We start from the raw sequence: 21,047 nt of genomic DNA on the forward strand, positions 1-21,047 counted from the left end.
TAGTTCGAGTTTAGTATGGTGTTCTAATACATCTTGTTCATATATTGCCTAATCTCTTATTGATTTTAAAGTTATGTCATAATATAGGTCTTTTAGATTGACCAGTAGTGAAAAGTCACTATCGAATAAAGGATAGCTTCTTACTTCCAGTTTTCTATTCGATTTTTTATTGAACAACATGATTTTATTTTATTTGATTTGAATTGTAGAAAAAGGATTAGATATATTTTAATTATTTTTTAGAGTCTTTGTATAACTTCCAAACGTAATCAGAGTAAGTAGATGATTTGCGATATCCTGCAGCGCTGATCTTAGCTTTGAATTCAGGATGAGCTACAAATAGCTTACTCATGTACTTCATTCTTAAAGCTCCGGTGGTACTAGAATGAAATTCTTCATCTAGTAAAATGAAGTCAGTAATTTCTTTTAACTCTTCTTCAGCTTCTTCAACTAATTTAAGTTTTATTTTTTTAAGTTTTTTTTCATCATAAATTTCTAGAACTTCGGATTGTATTTTCTCATAAGTCTCTTCAGAACTATTCATATCTGCATAGTCTTCATTAAAAACTGAATAACTAACTATAATTCCTTCATGGATGAAGTAAACATGTAACATATAAGGGTTAGTAAAGTTTATCTCTTGAAGACTTTCGTTATGAAAACAGATTCTCTTGTTGATTTCATCCTTAATTTCCTCAATCATTGATTGACTATCAACAAAATCAACCGTAAAAGTTTCCTCATCAACTAATAATGACTTAGCGAATAGAAGCTTTGGCTTAGCTTGAAAGTATGCTCTTTCAAATTCTTTTAGTGTCAGCAATGATATTCCGCTATTTAAATTATCATAGTCAATCGAAGAATGAAGTAATGACTCGCCTTTATTCTTGATCCATTCGTCAAGTTCTGCAAACTTATTCATAGAGTTGCTCCTCTAAATACTAATATGATTTATTTCAGTTCAATCTTCTTTTCACCCAACTCTTTTCCTGCTAATCCTTGAGTAGCTTTCAAGGTGACGACTGCCTTGGGATCCTCAATGTCATAAGCCATAATCCCTTTTGCAGTACCACCCGGTTTGATATCATCCAGCTGATGCTCTAAATAAGAGGCATACTTCTCTTCTTGTGGCGTCATCCCTACCTCTAGCTTGTTAATTGTATCGGTTCCTTCTTGTGTCGCTTCAAAGCATGCAATCCAGACATTCATTCCATTAAGCGGCTTCTTGCTGTCATTCGTCGTCTCATATGTGAAGACGAGTTGGGGCTTTTCGCGGAAGTATTCTTTACTCGGCTCAAGTACTTCTGTCGAAAGAATCTTGACGGTCGCCATGTCGATCTTTAGCGTGTCGTCTTTGAAATAGACATCTTCCTTTTTCGGCTCTGCTACCTTGACCTTTTCAGTCGGATTCGCTGCTTTTTTCGGTGGATCTTCTATCGTTTCTTGTGTGCCGCATCCAACGAGTGATAACCCTAGTCCGATAATGACGACCGCTTTTCCTAACTTATTCATCTGCTTCAGCTCATTTCTTTTTTAGTCTTCCCATAGTTCTTCCATCAACTCATCGATTTCGTCTGACAGTCGTTGCCGTTCGCGATCGTCCTTCTCGATATGACCGTATTCATCCATCCAAATAACATCGCCTGACTCGACGGTCATCGGGAAACGAGAAATCAAGATATCACACATCCCATCGTCGAACTCGACAACGACCCACTTCTCCTCAATCCGATCGATGATTCCCTTTCGCTTCATCATTTCAACTTCTTGATCGTGTAGGACGATCCGTTCCCTTCAAAGACGATCGTGCCACTCTTATCCGTCCGCAGCATCGTCGCCTTTGCACGCTTCAGGTTCGTCACGACTTCCTTCGTTGGGTGTCCATACGCGTTCTTTCCGACACTGATGACGGCATACTTCGGCTTGACGTACTTGAGGAACGTCGCGCTCGTCGATGTCTTCGCCCCATGATGACCGACCTTGAGGACGTCCGCACGCAGTGTCTTCTTCTTCGCAATCATGTCCTGTTCCGATTTCAATTCCGCGTCTCCCGTGAACAGGAACGTATTCTTCTTGTAGGCGACGTGTAAGACCGCACTCCAATTGTTCAGATCACTCTTCGCATAGTCTTTGACCGGTCCGACAAACTGTGCCTTCACGCCTTTGACCGGAAACGAAACGCCTGCCTTCGCCGTCTTGATCGTCAGCTTCTCGCGTTTGACCGCCAACAAGAAGTCTTTGTAGGCTTGTGTCGTGTGCTTGACCTTCGGTGCGTAGACGCTCTTGACTTTGAACGAGTCGAGGACTTCATCAAGCCCTCCGATGTGATCAGCATCTGGATGCGTCGAGATCAATACCTCAATATCACCGACCTTCTGTTTCTTCAGATAGGTGACGAGTGCATCGCCCTTCCCCTTGTTGCCACCATCGATGACGATATCCTCGCCACTTGGCATCTTGATGTAGATAGCGTCACCTTGACCGACATCGATATAGTGGACCTTGATTTTCGGTGTCGCTGCCTCTGCGCCTTGTAGTGGTCCGACGAGTAATCCAACACTTGCGAGCGCTAAGCTCGTACCTATCCATTTTCGTTTCACCTTTCATCGCTCCATTCTTGATTTGTAAGTTATCTTCAGTATACAGTGAATACCAGGAGAAAGTTGGTTATATTTCCCACCGATCTATTTTTATTGATAGGTTAGTCTGTATATAAATCCATATAAAAAAACAGACCTCAAAGGGTCTGCTTAGTAAAGTACGTCTGCATGAAGTCAGTCAGTCGATTCACGTCGATGAACCATGTCACATGCTCAATCGATCCTTCTACTTCTCGCACGAATCGAAGCTGGGCATCGATCAATGTTACCTTATCTGGTATCTGTTTCCCCTTCGCTTGCTCCATGACCTCAAACATCTCTACTATATTCATGTGCTCCACCTCTCATTTGATTTCTTGACTAGATCATACGTCGAAACATCAGGAACTGACGACTCATGCTACTTTACGTAAGTGTGCCCTTATTTGAAATAGAGAGAACTATTACCAAGCTGAACGCGGCATAGAAATGACTATACATAAAAATACGACTCAAATCCTCTTGCTATCAAGGACTTGAATCGTATGATAAAGCATCGAGTGAGTCATCGCACCACTCAAACAATCGACGTAAAGGCTTTAGCGGTCACGTTTAACTCTCCAGCGGTTTCTCCCATACTATTGAATCTGTCGACGGTTTTCTCCATCACTTGAAGACTGTCCGTCGTATCTTTTGCTGATTGGTCCATTACCTTTAATACTTTTTGCAGTTCTCCGTTCATCTTTTCAGTCGTTGTCCGAACATCCACCACAGCACGTTCGACAAGTTTCGATAGATTTCGGACTTCTGTTGCGACGACGTTGAACCCTTTACCATGATCACCGGCTCGCGCCGCCTCAATGGATGCATTTAAGGACAATAAATTGGTTTGGGAAGCGATCCCTTTAATGGTCGCAGTAATCTGTGTAATCTCGTCCGCCTGTTTTTGTAGGTTTTGAACGATCTTATAGTTCTCTAACGTCTCGTTCGCCATATGTTCAATCGTCTTCTTCAATAATCCACTCTCTTTAATCCCATAGAGCGCTCTTTCGTTAAGTGTCTCTGCGATTGTGTCGAAAGTTTTCGCATACGTTTCGACTAGTTGTTGTCGCTCCGAGATATCCGTTGCGATTTTGACGACCCCGACGACCTGACCGTCTTCAATCAATGGCATGTATGTCGCTTCTAACCAGACGGAATTTCCAAGAGAATCAATTCGTTCGATTTTTTCAGAAGTACTTAATCCGAAAAACAGCTTCTCCCAAAACGCCTTATATTCATTACTATTGACAAAGGAGGGAGGACAAAACAGGTGATGATCCATGCCAATCATCTCTTCCTTCCGATATTTCAACGCTTTCGCAAAAAGATCATTCACATCGACTACTTTTCTTTGTAAATCAAATCGAATCATCGCTACATGATTTTTTAAAGAATCCAACACTATACCAGAAGAAAGATTGACTGTATCTGAATCCATTACCTTCACCCTCTTGACGTCTTTTTTTAGATGCACAATTCGTATTTCCTCATTATGTATATATAAATATAGTAATAAAGTGCTATTTAACATACACCTTTTTTGAAATAAGTATCAATGTTTTTAGTTTTTTTATTATTTTCTCCCTCTAAAAACTGGTATCAAAAGTACTAATAAATTATTAGGAAATAAGAAGTTTATATCCCTCGAATTCAAGGTATTAATAATACATTTATACTCTTCTTAAAGAGTGATAAGACTATAATAGAAAGGAGCGAATCCGTTATGTCGAATTTATCCGAACCACAAAGTTTGACTCTCATGCCAAGGTTATCTCAACACTTCCAACATCATGACATTTTACAAAACGTAGGTCTCCTATCAATCCGGATCATTCAAAAGAAAAGAGCGGTTTCACTGGTCGAGTATCGACGATCATATTCACTTCTCGATCAAGAGCAATTGGATTTTCAGACCTGCGTCCCTCCGAATATCAGACAGTGCCTTATTTTATGTATTAACCTCTCTTCTCACGAGTGGAATATCTCCTTACCGGACCATCTCTTTTATGAAGAATTTTTTCGATTTCCGACCGATTGCCCTCCCCTACAGTTTTCTCGTTTCTATGCGACTACTCATCACTTTATGACTTCACTTGAATCATTCATCCTATCTTTATTTTCTACGAGTATTGAATTCAGTAGTGCTTCCACTTATTATCAAGATACAGCGTTACCAAAGTGAGAGATTCTACGGAACTCCTGAATTACATTTATGACTAAGAATGCTGACTATTTTACTGATTGCAATTGATAAACGAAAGTAGAATAAATAAGCATTCCTTGTTCGAACGGAGTGATAACCATGCGCATCACACAATACACAGACTACGGACTCCGTACCTTGATATACCTCGGTGCTCATCCTAATGACATCGTCCCGATGCCACAGATCGCAGAACACTATGCAATCTCCTCGAATCATTTGATGAAGGTTACCTAGCAATTGACGAAGCTTGGCTATGTCGAATCTGTCAGAGGGCGAAACGGAGGACTCCAACTGACGCGTGCTCCAAAAGAGATTAACATCGGAACCGTCGTCCGTCAGATGGAACCGCTCGACATCGTCGAATGCTTCAGTCCGAACGGGCAATGCATCATCGCCCCTGTCTGTCGTCTCAAAGGGGTTCTCGGACGGGCAATGCGCGCTTTTCATCAAGAACTTGCGAAACATTCTCTGGAGGACTTACTCGATAATCGGGATCAACTTGTCGAGCTTCTTCACTCTTCCACTCCAAGTGTCGAAACCACTTCTACCTGATCAGTTTTGCTTCTTACCATCGACTGATTCATCTAATACATATCGCTATGAGAAACAGACCTAATCACATGTGTGGTGATGTTATATGTTGTTAGCCATACCAACAGCCGATCGGAACGTCATCAAAAAAATCACCTCATTCTACTTACTACTTCTTTACCACCTATAGCGAAAATGATGAAAAGGAGAACATTTTATGCACTCGTCTGATTTTCAAGACCGTTGTAGACAAGTTGCTTTAGAAGCGTTTCTCGAGATGTATTCACGCCTTTTACATGCAACAGACTCACCTTTGAAGCGACAGCAAGTCGAAAGCGTTCTTGAAGAGATGCGCAAAGAGTTCTCTCTTGAAGTCTTGACGGCTTCATCTTCAAACCAAACCATCGAAAATGCTCAAAAACTCTATCTAGAGCTTCATCTTTTTTTGAACTAAAAGATTCATTTTAAATAAATGTTTTATTCTATTTCGCTCCGTGCCTTCCGTCGCAAGGAACAGGAACGTAGAGATGCCTCGCGCAGGCGATGTGCAGCTCTCGTTATCGATCCGGCAGGAGGGCAGCGGTGCGATGAGGATGTTGCTGCGTGCAGCCTACAGCCTCACGCACGAGCCCAAAAATCCTCCTTGTGTTGTACGTCCAGTAGAAAGAGCATCACTACCTATCTACAGGGGGATCGATTCACTTCAATCAGCTATCTCTCCTCGAACCTTCGTACACTCTACTACTGTCTCACTACTGCATCCTCCATAACACCCTTCTATCTATATAGAAAAGAATAGATGTACTTTCTCACCCGCAGTGGATCCGTCCACTGCGGGTCTCTCATTGCCCTTGGATTCGGGACGAATCCATTCCTTACTCGCTTGCGCTCTCTCAAAAGAAAAACGACGTCGTTTTTCGTCCATGCTCTGGCGCGCAGACAGAACGGAATTGTCCCGTCCGTCTACGCTCTATTGTCTCTTTACAAAACACCTTGTGCTTTCAAACTGACGTATTCTTCTCCGGCACCGACGATAATGTGGTCAAGCAGCTGGATGCCGACGATACGTCCGACTTCGACGAGCCGTTCCGTCACCTCGATGTCTTCCCGTGATGGATGCGGGTCACCGCTCGGATGCTGATGACTGACGATGAGCGATGTCGCATTGTTAAGAATAGCGGACTTAAAGATTTCTCGAGGATGGACGACACTCGAGTTGATGCTACCGACGTGTGCCCGATGGACGGCAATGACGCGGTTCTTCGTATTGAGCAGGATGACGAGGAACACCTCACGGTCATCGTCCTGGATGAAACGTTTGGCGACACAGAACGCGTCCTCAGGTGACGTGATGTGCGTCGTCTCGAGCGCGACGTCCGGCTCTCGGACCTCTTGGCGGATACGGGTGATTTCAACGAGTGTAGTCAGTTTCATGGAAAAGCTCCTTTCGCGAGTGGGATGCAGTCCGACACGGTGCCGTCCTGTTGACGGGAACGCAGCGAGCGTCGCGAGGCGGCGCAAGGGTGACCGCAGGGAAAGATCAAAAAAGCGGACAGCGCACCGAGACGAAGGCTTCCGGAGCCCGCGAGCGAAAAGCGTGCTTTGAGCCAAAACGCGGAGGAAGACGAGGAACGGCAGCGGCTTTTTTTGATGGCCCTTGCGCCGGCGAGAAGCGAGCTAGAGTACGGAAACAGGACGGCTTGCGGTCCCTTTCCATCAGACAGAGCGGTACCGCTCTGTTCCATGCCTTTGAAAGGATCATTTATCGCCTTACGAATACCGAATAAGACAGCAAGAACTGGTAAGTAGCGTTATAATGAAGGACGCAATGACAGACTGAACAGTAAAGGAGTATACTCATGAAGATTTCTTACATAGCGATTCCTCTTGCCGTCCTATTGATGGCAGGATGTACAGATACGGAGACAACCTCACCTCCACCCGATCAAACAGAGCAAGTAGCGCAACAGGACGACACGACTACACAAAAGACCGATGCGACGAAGGACGCCGATCAACATTCTGAAAAAAAGGCGGATACTCGTACAGTCAAGCAATCAAAGGATACGAAGGCATCAACGGAATCAAAAACGCCAACTGCAAAAGATTCTTTCACAGGACATAAGAAGATTTTAGTCGATGGTGGAGACCTGTCCGGTAGTCGTCAGGCGAACGTTGTTGTCGACATTGGATTCGGTGACCGGAAGTACTGGGCGTTCACGAATGAGCACGGACAGCTAGTCCGCGTCATCGCGAAGAAGATCGTCCTCCAAAATGATGCGACAGAAAGCGTCACGCGTGACGGACGCTACTACTCCGATGAAGCGAAGGTACCTGGTGTCGAACGCGCGGATCTCGATGAAGGACATATTATCGCCGATTCGCTCGGGGGCGTCTCGAACGCCTACAACATCACACCACAGGACAGTACCTTGAACCGTCATGGTGATCAGGCGTACATGGAGGACGTCATCCGCAAGGCGGGTGGCGCGACAAACTTCGAAGCGCAGATCACCTATCCGGATACGTCTACGATGATACCATCCGCGTATCAGTATACCTACACGGTCCGAGGGAATACCGTCGTCGACCGGTTCAAGAACAGTAACCCGGACGAGACGAATGCCGCACTTGGTCTGACGAAGAAGGATACGAAAAAAGAACCGACATCGAAATCAGCTCCTGATACCACAGCGACCGAGGACGTCTCGCGCGTCGACACTGACGGCAATGGTCAAGTGACGATTCAGGAAGCGAAGGAAGCAGGCTTTGCGATGCCAATCACGGAGAAGCACTGGTTGTACCAATATATGCGGGACAATGATCATGACGGCATGGTCGGAGAATGAATCCTCCATCCAATCGAATGGGCGAAACATATTAGGGCAGTGACGAGATACTTGTCGCTGCCTTTTTTCGTTCCCAGAAACGGAGGCATTGATGAGACGTCGAAAAAGCGGATTGAAAACGAAAGAAACAAGGAACATAATAAGAACAAATGTTCTTGTTATGAAAAGGAGTGGTTTTAATGAGTTATGAAGACCGAGGCAATAAGAAGTGGATCCCGTTCCTCATGCCCGAACACAAAGGATTGCTGAAACGTTATTACCAAGAGGTACATCATCTCAAGTTCGAGGATACGGAGGGTCCGATTGATGGGACGATCGAGAACGCCTTGAACGATGCCATCTTCAGCGGAGACATTGTCACGGTGACAGCAATGAATGGTCCGTTGACGCATCGTTTCGATGCCTTCGTTGAGAAGCTCGACTATGTGCAGGAGGAAGTCCACCTCGTCAAACGAAATCTCGATATCGAAATCGTTCCGTTCAAGCAAATATTAAGTGTCACTCTAACGGAGTGAAGAAAAAATTATGGTCATTGATTACTTAAACATGGTCAAAATAAGGACGAATGACTATGTTCATTCCAATTTGAACATGATCTAATTCAATTTTGACATCTAATCATACTCATCCGTGATTTTCAGCAGCCCAGCTCTATCTCGCAGAGAATATTCATTCTGAATTATCCTCGATTCTATGTACTAAAAGCTCAATATGTATTACAATGTATTACAAAGGAGCTGATAATCATGAGTACCATTTCCGTACGTCTAGATGATCAAGATACACGACTCATCAAGGAATATGCGAAGGCAAAGAACATCACGATTTCTACACTCGTTCGCGACGCCGTCCTCGACCGCATCGAAGACGAAATCGATTTACAACTCTATCATGATTCGATGGCAGCACACCGTAAAAAATCAGAAGCGATCTCTTTCGACGATATGATGAAGGAACTTGATTTAGAATGACAGCATATACGGTGGAGTTTGAGCGCGGAGCTCAAAAGTCTCTCAAGAAGATGGATCCCCAACAAGCGCGGATTATCATGTCCTGGATCAAGAAGAATCTGGTCGGGACGGATGATCCGCGTCGTCATGGTAAGGGACTCGTCTCGAATCGCTCGGGTGAATGGCGTTATCGCATCGGTGATTATCGTCTGATTGCTGACATCCAGGATGAGAAAGTCGTAATCTTGATTCTTGAGATCGGACATCGTCGGGATATTTATAAATAAATTTTTTAGGAGGAACAGAAATGGCAACAGCAAACTTAGGATTCGAAGAAAAACTATGGGAAATGGCAGATAAATTACGCGGCTCGATGGATTCAGGTGAGTACAAGAATGTCGTCCTCGGATTGTTATTTTTAAAATATGTCTCTGATGCATTCGAAGAAAAATACTTAGAACTAAAAGAAGATGAATGGGCAGAGGAAGAAGATCGTGATGAATACGTGGCGGAAAATATTTTCTTTGTCCCGCAAGAAGCACGCTGGTCTTTCATTAAAGATAACGCTAAAAAACCAGAGATTGGTCAGCTTATTGATACTGCAATGATTGCAATTGAAAAAGAGAATTCAACATTAGTTGGAGTCCTACCAAAAACGTACGCTCGACCAGAATTAGATAAAACACGTCTCGGCGAAACAATTGACTTGTTTTCTTTCAAAGTTGGTGATGAAGATAGTCGCGAAAAGGATGTTATCGGACGCGTTTATGAGTACTTTTTAAGTAACTTTGCCAGCGCGGAAGGAAAAAATGGTGGGGAGTTTTATACACCGTCTTCTATCGTTTCTTTATTAGTTGAGATGTTAGAACCTTACCAAGGACGCGTTTATGATCCAGCCTGTGGATCTGGAGGAATGTTCGTTCAATCATCGAAGTTTGTTAAAGAGCATCAAGGACGGATTGATAATCTATCAGTTTACGGTCAAGAATCCAACCCTACGACATGGAAGCTTTGTAAAATGAACTTGGCGATTCGAGGAATCGACGGTAATCTTGGACAATATCAAGCAGATACATTTTTAAATGATTTACATAAAGGACTAAAAGCTGATTTTATCCTTGCTAACCCTCCATTTAATATCAAAGATTGGGGCGGTGATAAATTACAAGACGATGTACGCTGGCAGTATGGACTTCCACCACAAAATAATGCCAACTTTGCATGGGTACAACATATGATTTCTAAACTAGCACCTGCAGGTACAGCAGGATTCGTTTTGGCAAATGGATCTATGTCATCCAACGCTGGTGGCGAAGGTGAAATCCGTAAAAATCTAGTTGAAAATGATTTAGTGGAATGCATTGTTACACTACCAGGTCAGTTATTTTATTCGACACAAATCCCTGTATGTATTTGGTTCATATCTAAAAACAAAATAAAAACAGGTAAACGCGAACGAAATAATAAAATTCTTTTTGTTGATGCGCGTCATCTTGGGTTTATGGCAGATCGTACACATAAAGAATTTAGTAAAGAAGATATTAATAAAATCGCTAAAACATTTCATTCATGGCGTGGAACAAATGATCATGAATATATCGACGAGTTAGGATTCTGTAAAGAAGCAACTCTTGAAGAAGTACGTGAGCACTATTACGTATTAACCCCCGGACGCTATGTAGGAATAGCAACGCATGAAGATGATGGTAATGAAATTTTTGAAGAAACAATGGAACGATTAACAAGTGAATTAGCAGAACAGTTTATTAAATCAAAAGAGTTAGAAGAACAGATTCGTAAATCGTTAGGAGCTATTGGTTATGGAGTTTGATTTAGTTGACTTTGAGACCTTATTTAAAATCCCCCTAAAAAACGGGTTGTCTAAACCAAAAAAAATTAGGGGTATAGGATACCCTATGGTGAATATGGGAGAATTGTTTAAACACGATATTATTTTTGATATAGATATGGACTTTGTTCCTATGAATGAAAGAGAAAAAACACACTCATACCTAAAAAAATACGATTTACTATTTGCTCGTCAGTCACTTACGTTGGCAGGTGCAGGAAAATGTTCGATTTTTTTAGGAGAAAGCTGTGAAACTACATATGAGTCACATCTTATAAGAGTTCGATTAGATCAAGAAAAGTGTAATCCTTTATTTTATTATTACTATTTCCAGTCACAACATGGAAAATCAAATATGAGTAATATCGTTGAACAAGTTGCTGCAGCAGGTATTAGAGGTAGTGATTTAAAAAAATTAAAAGTTCCATATGTTGAAAAAAGTATTCAAGACACTATAGTAAAATTACTTTATGGTTTTGATGAAAAAATAGAACTGAACAAACAAATTATTAATAATATTCAAGAAATCACAAAAAACATTTTCAAGCATTGGTTTATTAACTTTGAATTTCCGAATGAAGAAGGAAAACCGTATAAGTCAAGTGGTGGAGAAATGGTGGAAAGTGAGTTGGGATTAATACCTGCTAAATGGTCAATCGTAAAGTTATCAAATATAACTACTCTTTTGAAAAAAACTTTTAATCCTCGCAAAACAAATCTGACTCAGGTAATGCATTTTAGTCTACCAGCATATGATAAAAATCAACAACCTATTTTTGATGATGTTTCTACTATAAAAAGTAACAAATGGTTAATTGAAGAAAATTGTGTCATTTTCTCAAAAATGAATCCAAGCACACCAAGAGTCTGGTTGACTACTATTAATAAAGAATTTTTTAGTGTAGCATCTAGCGAGTTCGTAGTCTTAAAAAGTGAGTCTAAAGAAATGAATAGCTTTATTTACAACATATGTAAGTCGGAAGTTTTTAATAGTTACTTAACTACACATGCAACTGGTTCTACAAACAGTAGGCAAAGAGTGACTCCAACAGTTGCTTTAAAATTTTCGATAGCTTTAGATGACAATATAATCAAAAGCTATAGCAAAAAAATTGTAGGAATGACTGAAACTATCAAACTATTAAATAAAGAAAATGCTCATTTACAGAAAATCCGAAACATCATTTTACCTAAATTAATGACTGGAGAAGTAAAAACTATTGATGTAGTGGAGGAGTAAAAATGTTCAACTATAATGAATCGGAACTAGAAGAAGCAACTCTTGAATGGTTAGACGAATTGGTATATGACATCGTAGAAGGTCCTGACCTCGCACCTGATGGAAATTTTCCTGAACGTAATAGCTTTCAAGATGTTGTGTTAATCGATCGTTTACGTAGATCTCTAGAAAAAATTAATCCAACATTTGATTTAAAAGTGATTGATGCAGCTGTTCAAAAAATTTTAGCGAATGCTTCTCCGAATTTAATTTTGAATAATGAACAATTTCATCACCTCATAACAAACGGTATCGAGATTCAAGTACAAGGTGAGGATGGTTATAATCCGACGGTTTCTGTTCAAGTGTTCGATTTTAAACAGCCACAAAATAATGATTTTTTGGCGGTCAATCAGTTTACCGTGGTTGAAGGACAGGCGAATAAACGTCCTGATGTAATTGTATTTGTGAATGGTCTCCCTATAGTTATTATCGAATTGAAAAATGCAACTAACGAAGATGTAGATATATCAGATGCCTATAATCAAATACAAACTTACAAACAAGCCATCCCTACTCTTTTCCGTTACAACGCTTTCCTAATCATAAGTGACGGTATTAACGCACGTGTGGGCTCTCTCACCGCAAATGAAGAGCGTTTTATGAAATGGCGTACTGTCGATGGATCTTCGTTAGCAAGTCCTGCAGAGCCACAACTTGAAGTGATGTTGAATGGAATGTTAGCCCCTCATCGACTACTAGATATAATTCAAAATTTCATCCTTTTTCAATCAGATGGCGAGAATACCTTCAAAATTCTTGCAGCCTATCATCAATATCATGCGGTGAATAAAGCTGTTGAAAAAGCACAGATAGCGACTGACGATACTGGAGATCGAAAAATCGGTGTTGTTTGGCATACTCAAGGCTCTGGTAAGAGTTTATCGATGGTCTTCTATGCTGGAAAAATAATTAAAGCAATGAATAATCCTACAATCGTAGTTTTGACGGACAGAAATGATTTAGATGATCAATTGTATAAAACATTTTCTTTGTCAAAAGAAATACTTCGACAATCTCCTAGTCAAGCTCAATCGAGTGATTCTTTACGTGAGTTATTAAATGTTGAATCTGGTGGTATTATCTTCACGACGCTGCAAAAGTTTGCTCCTGATGAAGAAACAGGTGAGATGCCATGTCTGACAGATCGTAAGAATGTCATTGTCATAGCAGATGAAGCACATCGCTCTCAATATGGTTTTAGCGCTGCACTCTCACAACAAAAAGATCGTGAAGGTGAATTAAAGTATGGCTATGCGAAGTATGTTCGTGATGCTTTACCGAACGCATCATTCATTGGTTTTACTGGAACACCTGTCGAGTCGACGGATCGAAATACACCAGCCGTATTCGGTGACTATATCGATGTTTATGATATGTCTCAAGCAGTCGAAGACGGTGCAACAGTTAAGATATTCTATGAGTCACGGGTCATTCCTTTGGAGTTACCAGAGGGATTAGCTATTGATGATGATTATGAAGATATTACAGAGGATCAAGAATCATCAATCAAAGAAAAGTTGAAATCGAAATGGTCTCGTTTGGAAGCAATTGCTGGTGCTGGTTCTCGCGTCGAAAAAATGGCACAGGATGTAGTCCATCATTATGAAGAGCGTGAAAAAGCGATGTTTGGTAAGTCTATGGTTGTTGTTATGTCGCGTCGAATCGCAATTGATCTTTACAAAGAAATTATTAAAATTCGACCAGAATGGCATTCAGACGATGATGATAAAGGTGTTATCAAAATTGTCATGACCGGTTCTTCGAGTGATCCTGTAGAGTGGCAACCTTTTATCGGCACTAAAAAACGTCGCGAATTTTTAGCACGCCGTATGAAAGATAATAGGGATCCTCTAAAAATCGTCATTGTACGTGATATGTGGTTAACAGGCTTTGACGTTCCTGCTATGAATACTATGTACATCGATAAGCCAATGAAAGGACATAATTTAATGCAAGCTATCGCTCGAGTAAACCGCGTGTTTAATGACAAACCAGGTGGTTTAGTAGTTGATTATATTGGTGTAGCCGATAACTTAAAGGAAGCATTAAAGCAATACACTGATAGCGACCGTGAAACAGCTGGTGTCGATACTTCTCTTGCAGTTGATGTGATGTTAGAGAAACATCAACTCATTTTAGAGATGCTGCATCATCATAACTATTCGAATTTTCTGTCTGAAAAGTCGTCACAACGAATTAGAGCAATCGTAACGACAATGGATTATGTAATTGGTCTCGGAGAAGAAGAAAAGAAAAGATTCTTAGACACAGTAACAGAGTTATCCAAAGCATATGCTTTATGTGCAACAACACCCGAAGCTGAGGAACTGAATGATGAAATTGGTTTTTTTAAAGCGGTGAAGGCAAGTATTGTAAAAACGATCGGCGATGGTAGTAAGAAAAAAACAGCCACACAAATGGATGCACAGATTAATCAATTGATTTCACAATCGGTTATTTCCGAAGATGTCATCGATATCTATAAAGAACTAGGCTTAGAAAATCCCGATATCTCGATTCTATCGGATCAATTTCTAGAAGATGTTCGTGCTTTGCCAGAGAAGAACCTAGCTGTCGAATTATTAAATCGTTTATTAAATGGTAAAGTTAAAAATGTTCAACGGAACAACTTAACCAAAGCGCGGAAATTTTCGGACATGCTATCTAACGCATTAAATAAATACAATAAGCGAACCATTGAAACTTCAAAAGTTATTGAAGAATTGATTGAATTAGCTAAAGAAATGGATGAAGCATTTAAACGTGGTGAGCAGAACGGGCTCAGCAAAGAAGAAATTGCTTTTTATGATGCACTAGCAACTCACGAGACTGCAGAACAAGTTTTAGGCGATGATACATTAAAAATCATTGCACATGAGCTCACAAAATCTATTAAAGATAATATGAGTATCGATTGGAATTTGCGAGACTCAGCTCGTGCAAGAATGCGTATCATCGTTAAACGATTACTAAAAAAATATGGTTATCCACCAGAAATCAGTAAACAGGCAATTGATACTGTCCTTGAACAAGCAGAACTCATGTCAGAACAACTAGCTTTAAAAATATAAGACTCAAAACCATTTTTAACTAGAATTCTAGTTAAAAATGGTTTTTTTGAGACTAAAATTCATAAATTCTACATTGTAACTTATTGTACGTTAAACAACCATTATGCATACAAAAATAGTTAGTCTTTCACAAATGTGTATTCAGTTGATTTACTACACAAGTTAAAGTTCATTAACTCATCTTTTTATCAATGTGTTTTTAAACGTCCTTTCCTACGAAAAAAGACAAAAAGGATCAACGTATAGATACTTTTAAAGTGTCTGTACGTTGATCCTTTTCCTAATTATCAATCTAAACGTTGTTCTGCTGTTTTATAAATCTCATCTTTATCTCGTTTACCAATTGCTACAATTTGAATGATCTGGAGTTTACCCTCTACTTCTCTAAAAACAACGCGTAACCCCATCTTTCTGTTTTTTAATTTATTGCAATGTGCCAAGTTCCCACTGAGTGGCTGTCCTGCTGCCATTCCTAAAGAAACGATGCGGTTCAATGCTTTATCTACGAATACCCTTTGACTACCATCGAGGTTATCGTAATCTTCTTTCGAATACTGCGTCCACTCAAGCTGATACAATGATCACTCCCACCCATCCATTTCATCAATAGTCGTTGGATGAGTTCCTTGTTCTCCACGGACTTCTGAATCGGTATAGGTGCGGACATTTTTGTTAGATAGTCGCATCTCAACAGTCAAATCATCTAATCGGCTGTACAACTCTTCGATTTCTTTATTAAGTGATTCGTACTGTTGTTGCGTCAACATGACGCCTGCAACTTTTTCACGGTTAAAAACATATACGCCGGCTGCTTCACGATCTGCTCTTTGAAATGCTTCCATAGGAGATCGTTTCACGTCAGATATAGAAGTGGTTGGAATATCAAGTATTCGCATCCCCATTATCATACCCTCCTCTTATTTTCTTTAGTATACACCGTTTAAAAGACTTTTAAAAGTCTTTTAAACACTCCTTTCAATTCTTATAATGTCTGTATTAACTTCTCTTTTCAGAATAAAATCAAAAAAATAGGGTTCTCATTTATTTAGTTCTCTATTGTTTGTTAGATGCTATTTAATCTGAGTATACGTTAATTCGTAATCAAAAGATTATTAAATGATCTTTCATTTTACATCTGCTTGAGTTTCTAATACATCGCCATCCTCACTAAAAAATGTATTCGAGTTCACATCATCCAGACCAAGAATTGTGTTTACTTTCAAGTCTCCATCTATAGAATTAACTGTAAAATTCGCCCCTTCTCCAATACGCTCAACACGGTATCGATTGACTGACACATCATCGCTGTTTCGCTCGGTGGCGTCTCGAATGCTTACGACATCACACCACAGGATAGCACCTTGAACCGTCATGGTGATCAGGCGTACATGGAGGACGTTATCCGCAAGGCAGGTGGCGCGACAAACTTCGAGGCGCAAATTACCTATCCGTATACGTCTACGATGATTCCATCCGCGTATCAGTATACCTATACGGTCCGTGGAAACACTGTCGTCGACCGGTTCAAGAACGACAATCCGGACGAGACGAATGCGGCACTCGGTCTGACGAAGAAGAAGGAGACGAAAAAAGAACCGTCAGCGAAGTCCTCTGCCAGTACAACAGCGACCGAGGACGTCTCGCGCGTCGATACCGACGGCAATGGTCAGGTGACGATCCAGGAGGCAAAGGAAGCCGGCTACACGATGCCAATCACGGAGAAGCACTGGCTATACCAATATATGCGGGACAACGACCATGACGGCATGGTGGGAGAATAAATCTCCTCATTTAATCGAATGACTGAAATATACTGAAGCAGTGACGAGATACTCGTCGCTGCCTTTTTCCGTTCTCATAAACGATGGAATTGATGCGATGTCGAAAAATCACATTGAAAACGCCAGTATTAATAATCGTCACTGATGGACAAATACAGCACATAAAAAAAGAAGGTAGCTAAAATACCTACCTCCTTCATTCATGCCACAAAGCTATTCATCATTTATCTTTTCTTTTTACAGCATCCAGATAGACACGCTCCCGTGTCCGCTCTCCAATTGCTAAGATATTGACGACACCTTCAACCTCTTGTTCGACTTCGCGTCCGTCTGAGATTTTTATAATGGTGACCTTCTCATCTTTTATTGTATAGACAAGACGCAAGTTAAATGCCTTGTATTTGAGCTTATAACAGCCGGATAATGGTGCGCGTAATGGTTCCCCACTCATTTTCGGATCTACTGCAAGTTTTTCCTTTACGTCTCGCTGAATGATTCTGATGATTCGTGAATCGAGTTTCTTTAGTTCTTTGACCGCTTTCGGGTGAAAATTGACATTATACATGAGCCTCACGCACCTTCAACATTGATTTATTCTTCAATGCCAAGGGAAGCAAATACATCATCCGCATCGATGAATGTCTCTGGTGACGTTTCTGCATCACGTAGTCGAGACAAGATTTCGAGTTCTTCGATCAAGGCAGCTTGTCTTACAATCATTTCGCTCATCTCTTCGAACTGATGAAAACCGACGACGACTGTATCAATTTCTCCTTGTGCATTCGTGACGAAAAGGGGTACCTCTTGCGCTTTTTCTCGTGTCTTCTTAAAAGAACGCGCAACAGCAGTCGTTGAGATGATTTGGTCCGCTGTAAGCGTAACAACAGATCGTTCTCTAGATTCGGACATCATATGAACTTCCTCCTTGCACCCACTCTTTGCCTTTCAAGACTTCTCACTTTTTCTTACAAATGGACATCATAACATGTGAAACGCTCATAAAATGAATGGAATACCACGTCGTAAAAAAAGAAAGTTAGTCAGCTGGCCCGCTTAAAGGAATAGAAAGTAAAAGCGCGTGGGTTTATATGGTTAAAATTAAAATAGACCATTTATTCGATGTGATTACATACATTATACAACACGTTTAAATAAACGTATATAAAAACGTTTAACAAAACATTTAAATAATGAAATAACCATTTATTTGTATTATAAAATGAATTCATATAGTATTTTGGTTAAATATGTAACCGATAATCATTTACATAAATCATACTATACGAAAGGTGTTTTTTTAATGAGCGAAAAAAAGATAGGTCTGTTTTTTGGTGCTGGAGCAGAGATAGGTTATGGATTGCCTTCTGGCGGACGATTTGCTTTAGATATCTTTAAGGGATCCAAGAGCGAAGATAGGGAGGCATTTCGAGAACAAATCTCCACTATCGACACACAATCTCAGCTTGCAACTCAATGGCTTCCAGATAACTTTAAATCTAAGCGAATTAACGTCTTCGGAAAAGGTAATTTTGAAGAAATTATTTCATCAAGTTTAGAGCATCGTCGTCAAAGTACATTAAGTTATTTAGAGAACTTTGATAGTAAAATCGAAGCTATTTTAAAAAATTGGGATATTAGTGAAGAGGATCTTCGTAATTCATTTCAATTAGAAACAGGTTCAGATATAGGTGATAAACTTTATTCGCAAGAAATTGCATTAAACAAAAAGCTAGCTGATCAAGTTTCTTTATTTGGCTCTGAATACTTTTCTGCATTTATTAAACTTATTGAAGTAAAACCAGATAATACATTAAAGAAAATAATTACCGCTTTTTTAGAATTATTGCTTGGAGCACTAGGTCAAAATCTTGTGTCTCAACTAAATGATGAGCTATTTGAAAAAGCACCGACGACTGTAAATATTGAACTGAACCCTGAATGGTGGACACTTGATAAAAGACCCCATTCGGGGTTTTTTGTGTTTAAAGATATCGATATACTGTACCTATTCAATTTAGACGGGGGAACTATTCATGAACAGACGCACCTTCAATCCAGATCAAATCAAACAACTTGAAGCGAATCTTCACGTATCCTCTGTATCAGATCGTACGATTCAATACAAAGGAGAATTTAAGATTCACGCTGTACGTGAGAATTTAGCTGGTAAGCGACCGATACAAATCTTTGAGGAAAGCGGCTTTGACTTGGACATGATCGGTAAGCAAACGCCGAACGAAGCGCTGAAACGGTGGCGGAAGACATATCGCATTTATGGAGAAGAAGGACTCTTGAATGAGAGACGTGGAAAATCTAATCTTGGAGGTCGACCGAAAAAAGATGATTCCGTCGAACGACGACTTGCGAGAGCTGAAGCACGAATCAAGTACCTCACAGCGGAGAATGAATTACTAAAAAAGCTAGAAGCTCTCGAAAGAGAGGCGAAGTACCGAAACTAACGGCATCTGAACGTTATCAGGCAATCAATATTGTCTTACGAAAACAATCGTCGAGTCGGTTCGTGACGGATCTATGTATGCTCGCTGAAGTGAGCCGCAGCGGTTATTACGCCTGGCTCGCACGTACAGATAGTGTTTCCCTTCGGGAAGAACGCGACTATGCGGACTACCTCCTTCTGAAACATGTTCATGATCGTCATAAGGGAAAAATCGGCTATCGTGGTCTTTACATGGAGATGCTTGATCTTATCGGGGGACCGATGAATCATAAACGTATTTTGCGTATCATGAGGAAGTTTGGAATCGTGACGAAAATCCGTAGGCAGAACGCCTACCGTAAAATCGCTAAAGCGACATATGAACATAAGACTGTACCAAATCACTTGAACCGTCGGTTCGATCAGCAGGAGCCTGGTAAAGTATTCGTCACAGACATCACTTATCTCCGTATTGGATCTGGTCAAACTGTTTATCTTTCTTGTGTGAAGGATATCGCTACACGTGAAATTATGGCACATCATGTATCTAAAAGCCTCCATATGGAACTCGTCCTTCATACAACGAATAAACTCGCAGAACGACTTCAAGGGAATATACACCCGGAAGCCATGATACATTCCGATCAAGGATTCCATTATACGCATCCTGCTTATCAAACACGCATCCGTGAGATGGGAATGCTTCAATCCATGTCTCGTAGAGGAAACTGCCTGGATAATGCCCCGATGGAATCGTTCTTTGGGCACTTGAAAGATTATGTCGATTATAAATTAGCATCTAACCTCGATGAGGTCTGTGCCATGGTCGATGCTTACATTGATTATTACAATAGCGAACGAAGACAATGGAAACTACAAAAGATGACTCCGGTACAATACCGAAGCCATCTCATAGCAGCTTAAAACGTTAAGGGTGCTTTTATTAAACTGTCCAAACTGTAGGGCTCAGTTCAGACCAGATGTTTTGAGCATCCGGTCTTTATTTGAATTCATGCTGTAAATCCTCTGGAAATCCTCCGTTTTTAAAGATAAAACTTGACAACCTAATCCGGTTCCCTTCCATATCTAGAAAATAAGTTACGTTAGGTTCATTTGCAAATTCGACTTCGATTGAAGCCGGATTCGCCGAAGACTCATACGAAAATTTTTGTGTTTTTATATTGTAGACTTCATCAGGGAATCGACGTGCTAGTTCCACCTTAAGCAATTTCTCATTCTCAGCAATCTGTTGATTGACGAGCGTCGGTCGGATGTACCAAAAGGAACTGCACCCGATTGCCACCAAACCAAGTAAAATTAAGCCATATCGCTTCCACCGCTGCGGCAGGAATATCACGCCGCAGCTGATTACGAGTAGTGTAAAAACGATCGTCATCCCTTCGATTATGAAATTTGGTACCATCTCATTCACTCCTTTCGTTCTATCCTCGACTAGAAAACCGTGATATG

The 21,047-nt window shown here is 40.7% G+C and carries 23 protein-coding genes and 1 pseudogene; 12 read left to right on the plus strand and 12 right to left on the minus strand.

Going from position 1 to position 21,047, the window contains the following annotated elements; translation table 11 throughout:
• Window positions 1–232: 232 nt before the first annotated feature.
• The 6 genes from Q9R23_RS09020 to Q9R23_RS09045 form a co-directional block, all read right to left on the minus strand.
• A complete protein-coding gene (locus Q9R23_RS09020; protein ID WP_311246923.1) occupies window positions 233–922 on the minus strand; it encodes a hypothetical protein in 690 nt (229 codons plus the stop codon).
• Between the two features lie 29 nt (window positions 923–951).
• A complete protein-coding gene (locus Q9R23_RS09025) occupies window positions 952–1,512 on the minus strand; it encodes a DUF5067 domain-containing protein (protein ID WP_311246924.1) in 561 nt (186 codons plus the stop codon).
• Between the two features lie 21 nt (window positions 1,513–1,533).
• Window positions 1,534–1,755 carry a DUF3006 domain-containing protein gene (locus Q9R23_RS09030; protein WP_311246925.1) on the minus strand — a complete coding sequence of 74 codons (222 nt, stop codon included), beginning with the start codon at window positions 1,753–1,755 and terminating at the stop codon, window positions 1,534–1,536.
• Window positions 1,755–2,600 (minus strand): ComEC/Rec2 family competence protein, encoded by an 846-nt coding sequence (locus Q9R23_RS09035; RefSeq protein ID WP_396136366.1) that lies wholly within the window; start codon window positions 2,598–2,600, stop codon window positions 1,755–1,757. Before Q9R23_RS09035 ends, Q9R23_RS09030 begins: the two co-directional genes overlap by 1 nt.
• A 137-nt stretch (window positions 2,601–2,737) precedes the next feature.
• Entirely contained in the window at window positions 2,738–2,932 is a 195-nt protein-coding gene (locus Q9R23_RS09040) for a hypothetical protein (protein ID WP_311246926.1), read from the minus strand.
• A gap of 224 nt (window positions 2,933–3,156) precedes the next feature.
• Window positions 3,157–4,059 (minus strand): methyl-accepting chemotaxis protein, encoded by a 903-nt coding sequence (locus Q9R23_RS09045; protein WP_311246927.1) that lies wholly within the window; start codon window positions 4,057–4,059, stop codon window positions 3,157–3,159.
• Window positions 4,060–5,064: 1,005 nt separating this feature from the next.
• On the opposite strand from Q9R23_RS09045, the gene Q9R23_RS09050 reads away from it, so the two are divergent.
• Complete coding sequence (locus Q9R23_RS09050) at window positions 5,065–5,379, plus strand: Rrf2 family transcriptional regulator (RefSeq protein ID WP_311246928.1); 315 nt, start codon at window positions 5,065–5,067, stop codon at window positions 5,377–5,379.
• Window positions 5,380–5,575: 196 nt separating this feature from the next.
• Window positions 5,576–5,812: a hypothetical protein gene (locus tag Q9R23_RS09055; protein WP_214813988.1), complete on the plus strand. Its 237-nt coding sequence runs from the start codon at window positions 5,576–5,578 to the stop codon at window positions 5,810–5,812.
• Window positions 5,813–6,339: 527 nt separating this feature from the next.
• On the opposite strand, the gene Q9R23_RS09060 is transcribed toward Q9R23_RS09055, so the two are convergent.
• Complete coding sequence (locus Q9R23_RS09060) at window positions 6,340–6,792, minus strand: JAB domain-containing protein (protein WP_082318459.1); 453 nt, start codon at window positions 6,790–6,792, stop codon at window positions 6,340–6,342.
• Window positions 6,793–7,217: 425 nt separating this feature from the next.
• On the opposite strand from Q9R23_RS09060, the gene Q9R23_RS09065 reads away from it, so the two are divergent.
• From Q9R23_RS09065 to Q9R23_RS09095, 7 genes are all read left to right on the plus strand, one after another.
• Window positions 7,218–8,207, plus strand: coding sequence for a DNA/RNA non-specific endonuclease (locus Q9R23_RS09065; protein ID WP_311246929.1), 990 nt, complete (start codon window positions 7,218–7,220; stop codon window positions 8,205–8,207).
• Window positions 8,208–8,386: 179 nt separating this feature from the next.
• Window positions 8,387–8,722 carry a YolD-like family protein gene (locus tag Q9R23_RS09070; protein WP_311246930.1) on the plus strand — a complete coding sequence of 112 codons (336 nt, stop codon included), beginning with the start codon at window positions 8,387–8,389 and terminating at the stop codon, window positions 8,720–8,722.
• Between the two features lie 231 nt (window positions 8,723–8,953).
• The gene (relB, locus tag Q9R23_RS09075) at window positions 8,954–9,178 is read left to right on the plus strand and encodes a type II toxin-antitoxin system RelB family antitoxin (protein WP_026829710.1); all 225 of its coding nucleotides are present in this window, start codon (window positions 8,954–8,956) and stop codon (window positions 9,176–9,178) included.
• Window positions 9,175–9,444, plus strand: coding sequence for a type II toxin-antitoxin system RelE family toxin (locus tag Q9R23_RS09080; protein ID WP_035399392.1), 270 nt, complete (start codon window positions 9,175–9,177; stop codon window positions 9,442–9,444). Before relB ends, Q9R23_RS09080 begins: the two co-directional genes overlap by 4 nt.
• Window positions 9,445–9,464: 20 nt before the next feature.
• Window positions 9,465–10,988 (plus strand): class I SAM-dependent DNA methyltransferase, encoded by a 1,524-nt coding sequence (locus tag Q9R23_RS09085; RefSeq protein WP_311246931.1) that lies wholly within the window; start codon window positions 9,465–9,467, stop codon window positions 10,986–10,988.
• Window positions 10,978–12,246, plus strand: coding sequence for a restriction endonuclease subunit S (locus Q9R23_RS09090; RefSeq protein WP_311246932.1), 1,269 nt, complete (start codon window positions 10,978–10,980; stop codon window positions 12,244–12,246). The genes Q9R23_RS09085 and Q9R23_RS09090 overlap by 11 nt, the downstream gene beginning before the upstream one ends.
• A gap of 2 nt (window positions 12,247–12,248) precedes the next feature.
• A complete protein-coding gene (locus Q9R23_RS09095; protein WP_311246933.1) occupies window positions 12,249–15,359 on the plus strand; it encodes a type I restriction endonuclease subunit R in 3,111 nt (1,036 codons plus the stop codon).
• Window positions 15,360–15,646: 287 nt separating this feature from the next.
• Here the strand turns inward: Q9R23_RS09095 and Q9R23_RS09100 are convergent, their stop codons facing one another.
• Complete coding sequence (locus Q9R23_RS09100) at window positions 15,647–15,937, minus strand: type II toxin-antitoxin system RelE family toxin (RefSeq protein WP_058266069.1); 291 nt, start codon at window positions 15,935–15,937, stop codon at window positions 15,647–15,649.
• A gap of 3 nt (window positions 15,938–15,940) precedes the next feature.
• Window positions 15,941–16,261 (minus strand): hypothetical protein, encoded by a 321-nt coding sequence (locus tag Q9R23_RS09105; RefSeq protein ID WP_214725449.1) that lies wholly within the window; start codon window positions 16,259–16,261, stop codon window positions 15,941–15,943.
• A 393-nt stretch (window positions 16,262–16,654) separates the two neighbouring features.
• On the opposite strand from Q9R23_RS09105, the pseudogene Q9R23_RS09110 reads away from it, so the two are divergent.
• Window positions 16,655–17,140 (plus strand): annotated as a pseudogene (locus Q9R23_RS09110) (DNA/RNA non-specific endonuclease); the annotation flags it as partial.
• 220 nt (window positions 17,141–17,360) lie between these two features.
• On the opposite strand, the gene Q9R23_RS09115 reads toward Q9R23_RS09110, so the two are convergent.
• The gene (locus Q9R23_RS09115) at window positions 17,361–17,705 is read right to left on the minus strand and encodes a type II toxin-antitoxin system RelE family toxin (protein WP_311246934.1); all 345 of its coding nucleotides are present in this window, start codon (window positions 17,703–17,705) and stop codon (window positions 17,361–17,363) included.
• Between the two features lie 26 nt (window positions 17,706–17,731).
• A complete protein-coding gene (locus Q9R23_RS09120; protein ID WP_214767865.1) occupies window positions 17,732–18,052 on the minus strand; it encodes a hypothetical protein in 321 nt (106 codons plus the stop codon).
• 388 nt (window positions 18,053–18,440) lie between these two features.
• Here Q9R23_RS09120 and Q9R23_RS09125 point away from each other — a divergent pair, with 388 nt between their 5' ends.
• Together Q9R23_RS09125 and Q9R23_RS09130 are read left to right on the plus strand one after the other, a co-directional pair.
• Window positions 18,441–19,217: a hypothetical protein gene (locus Q9R23_RS09125; RefSeq protein WP_311246936.1), complete on the plus strand. Its 777-nt coding sequence runs from the start codon at window positions 18,441–18,443 to the stop codon at window positions 19,215–19,217.
• A protein-coding gene (locus Q9R23_RS09130) for an IS3 family transposase (protein WP_396136364.1) occupies window positions 19,174–20,501 on the plus strand; the annotation gives its coding sequence in 2 pieces (ribosomal slippage) (window positions 19,174–19,552 and window positions 19,552–20,501; 1,329 coding nt in all). Before Q9R23_RS09125 ends, Q9R23_RS09130 begins: the two co-directional genes overlap by 44 nt.
• Window positions 20,502–20,577: 76 nt before the next feature.
• On the opposite strand, the gene Q9R23_RS09135 is transcribed toward Q9R23_RS09130, so the two are convergent.
• The gene (locus Q9R23_RS09135) at window positions 20,578–21,000 is read right to left on the minus strand and encodes a hypothetical protein (protein ID WP_311246937.1); all 423 of its coding nucleotides are present in this window, start codon (window positions 20,998–21,000) and stop codon (window positions 20,578–20,580) included.
• Between the last annotated feature and the right edge of the window lie 47 nt (window positions 21,001–21,047).

The sequence above is a fragment of the Exiguobacterium sp. BRG2 genome (assembly GCF_031844245.1).
Taxonomy (GTDB): Bacteria; Bacillota; Bacilli; order Exiguobacteriales; family Exiguobacteriaceae; genus Exiguobacterium_A.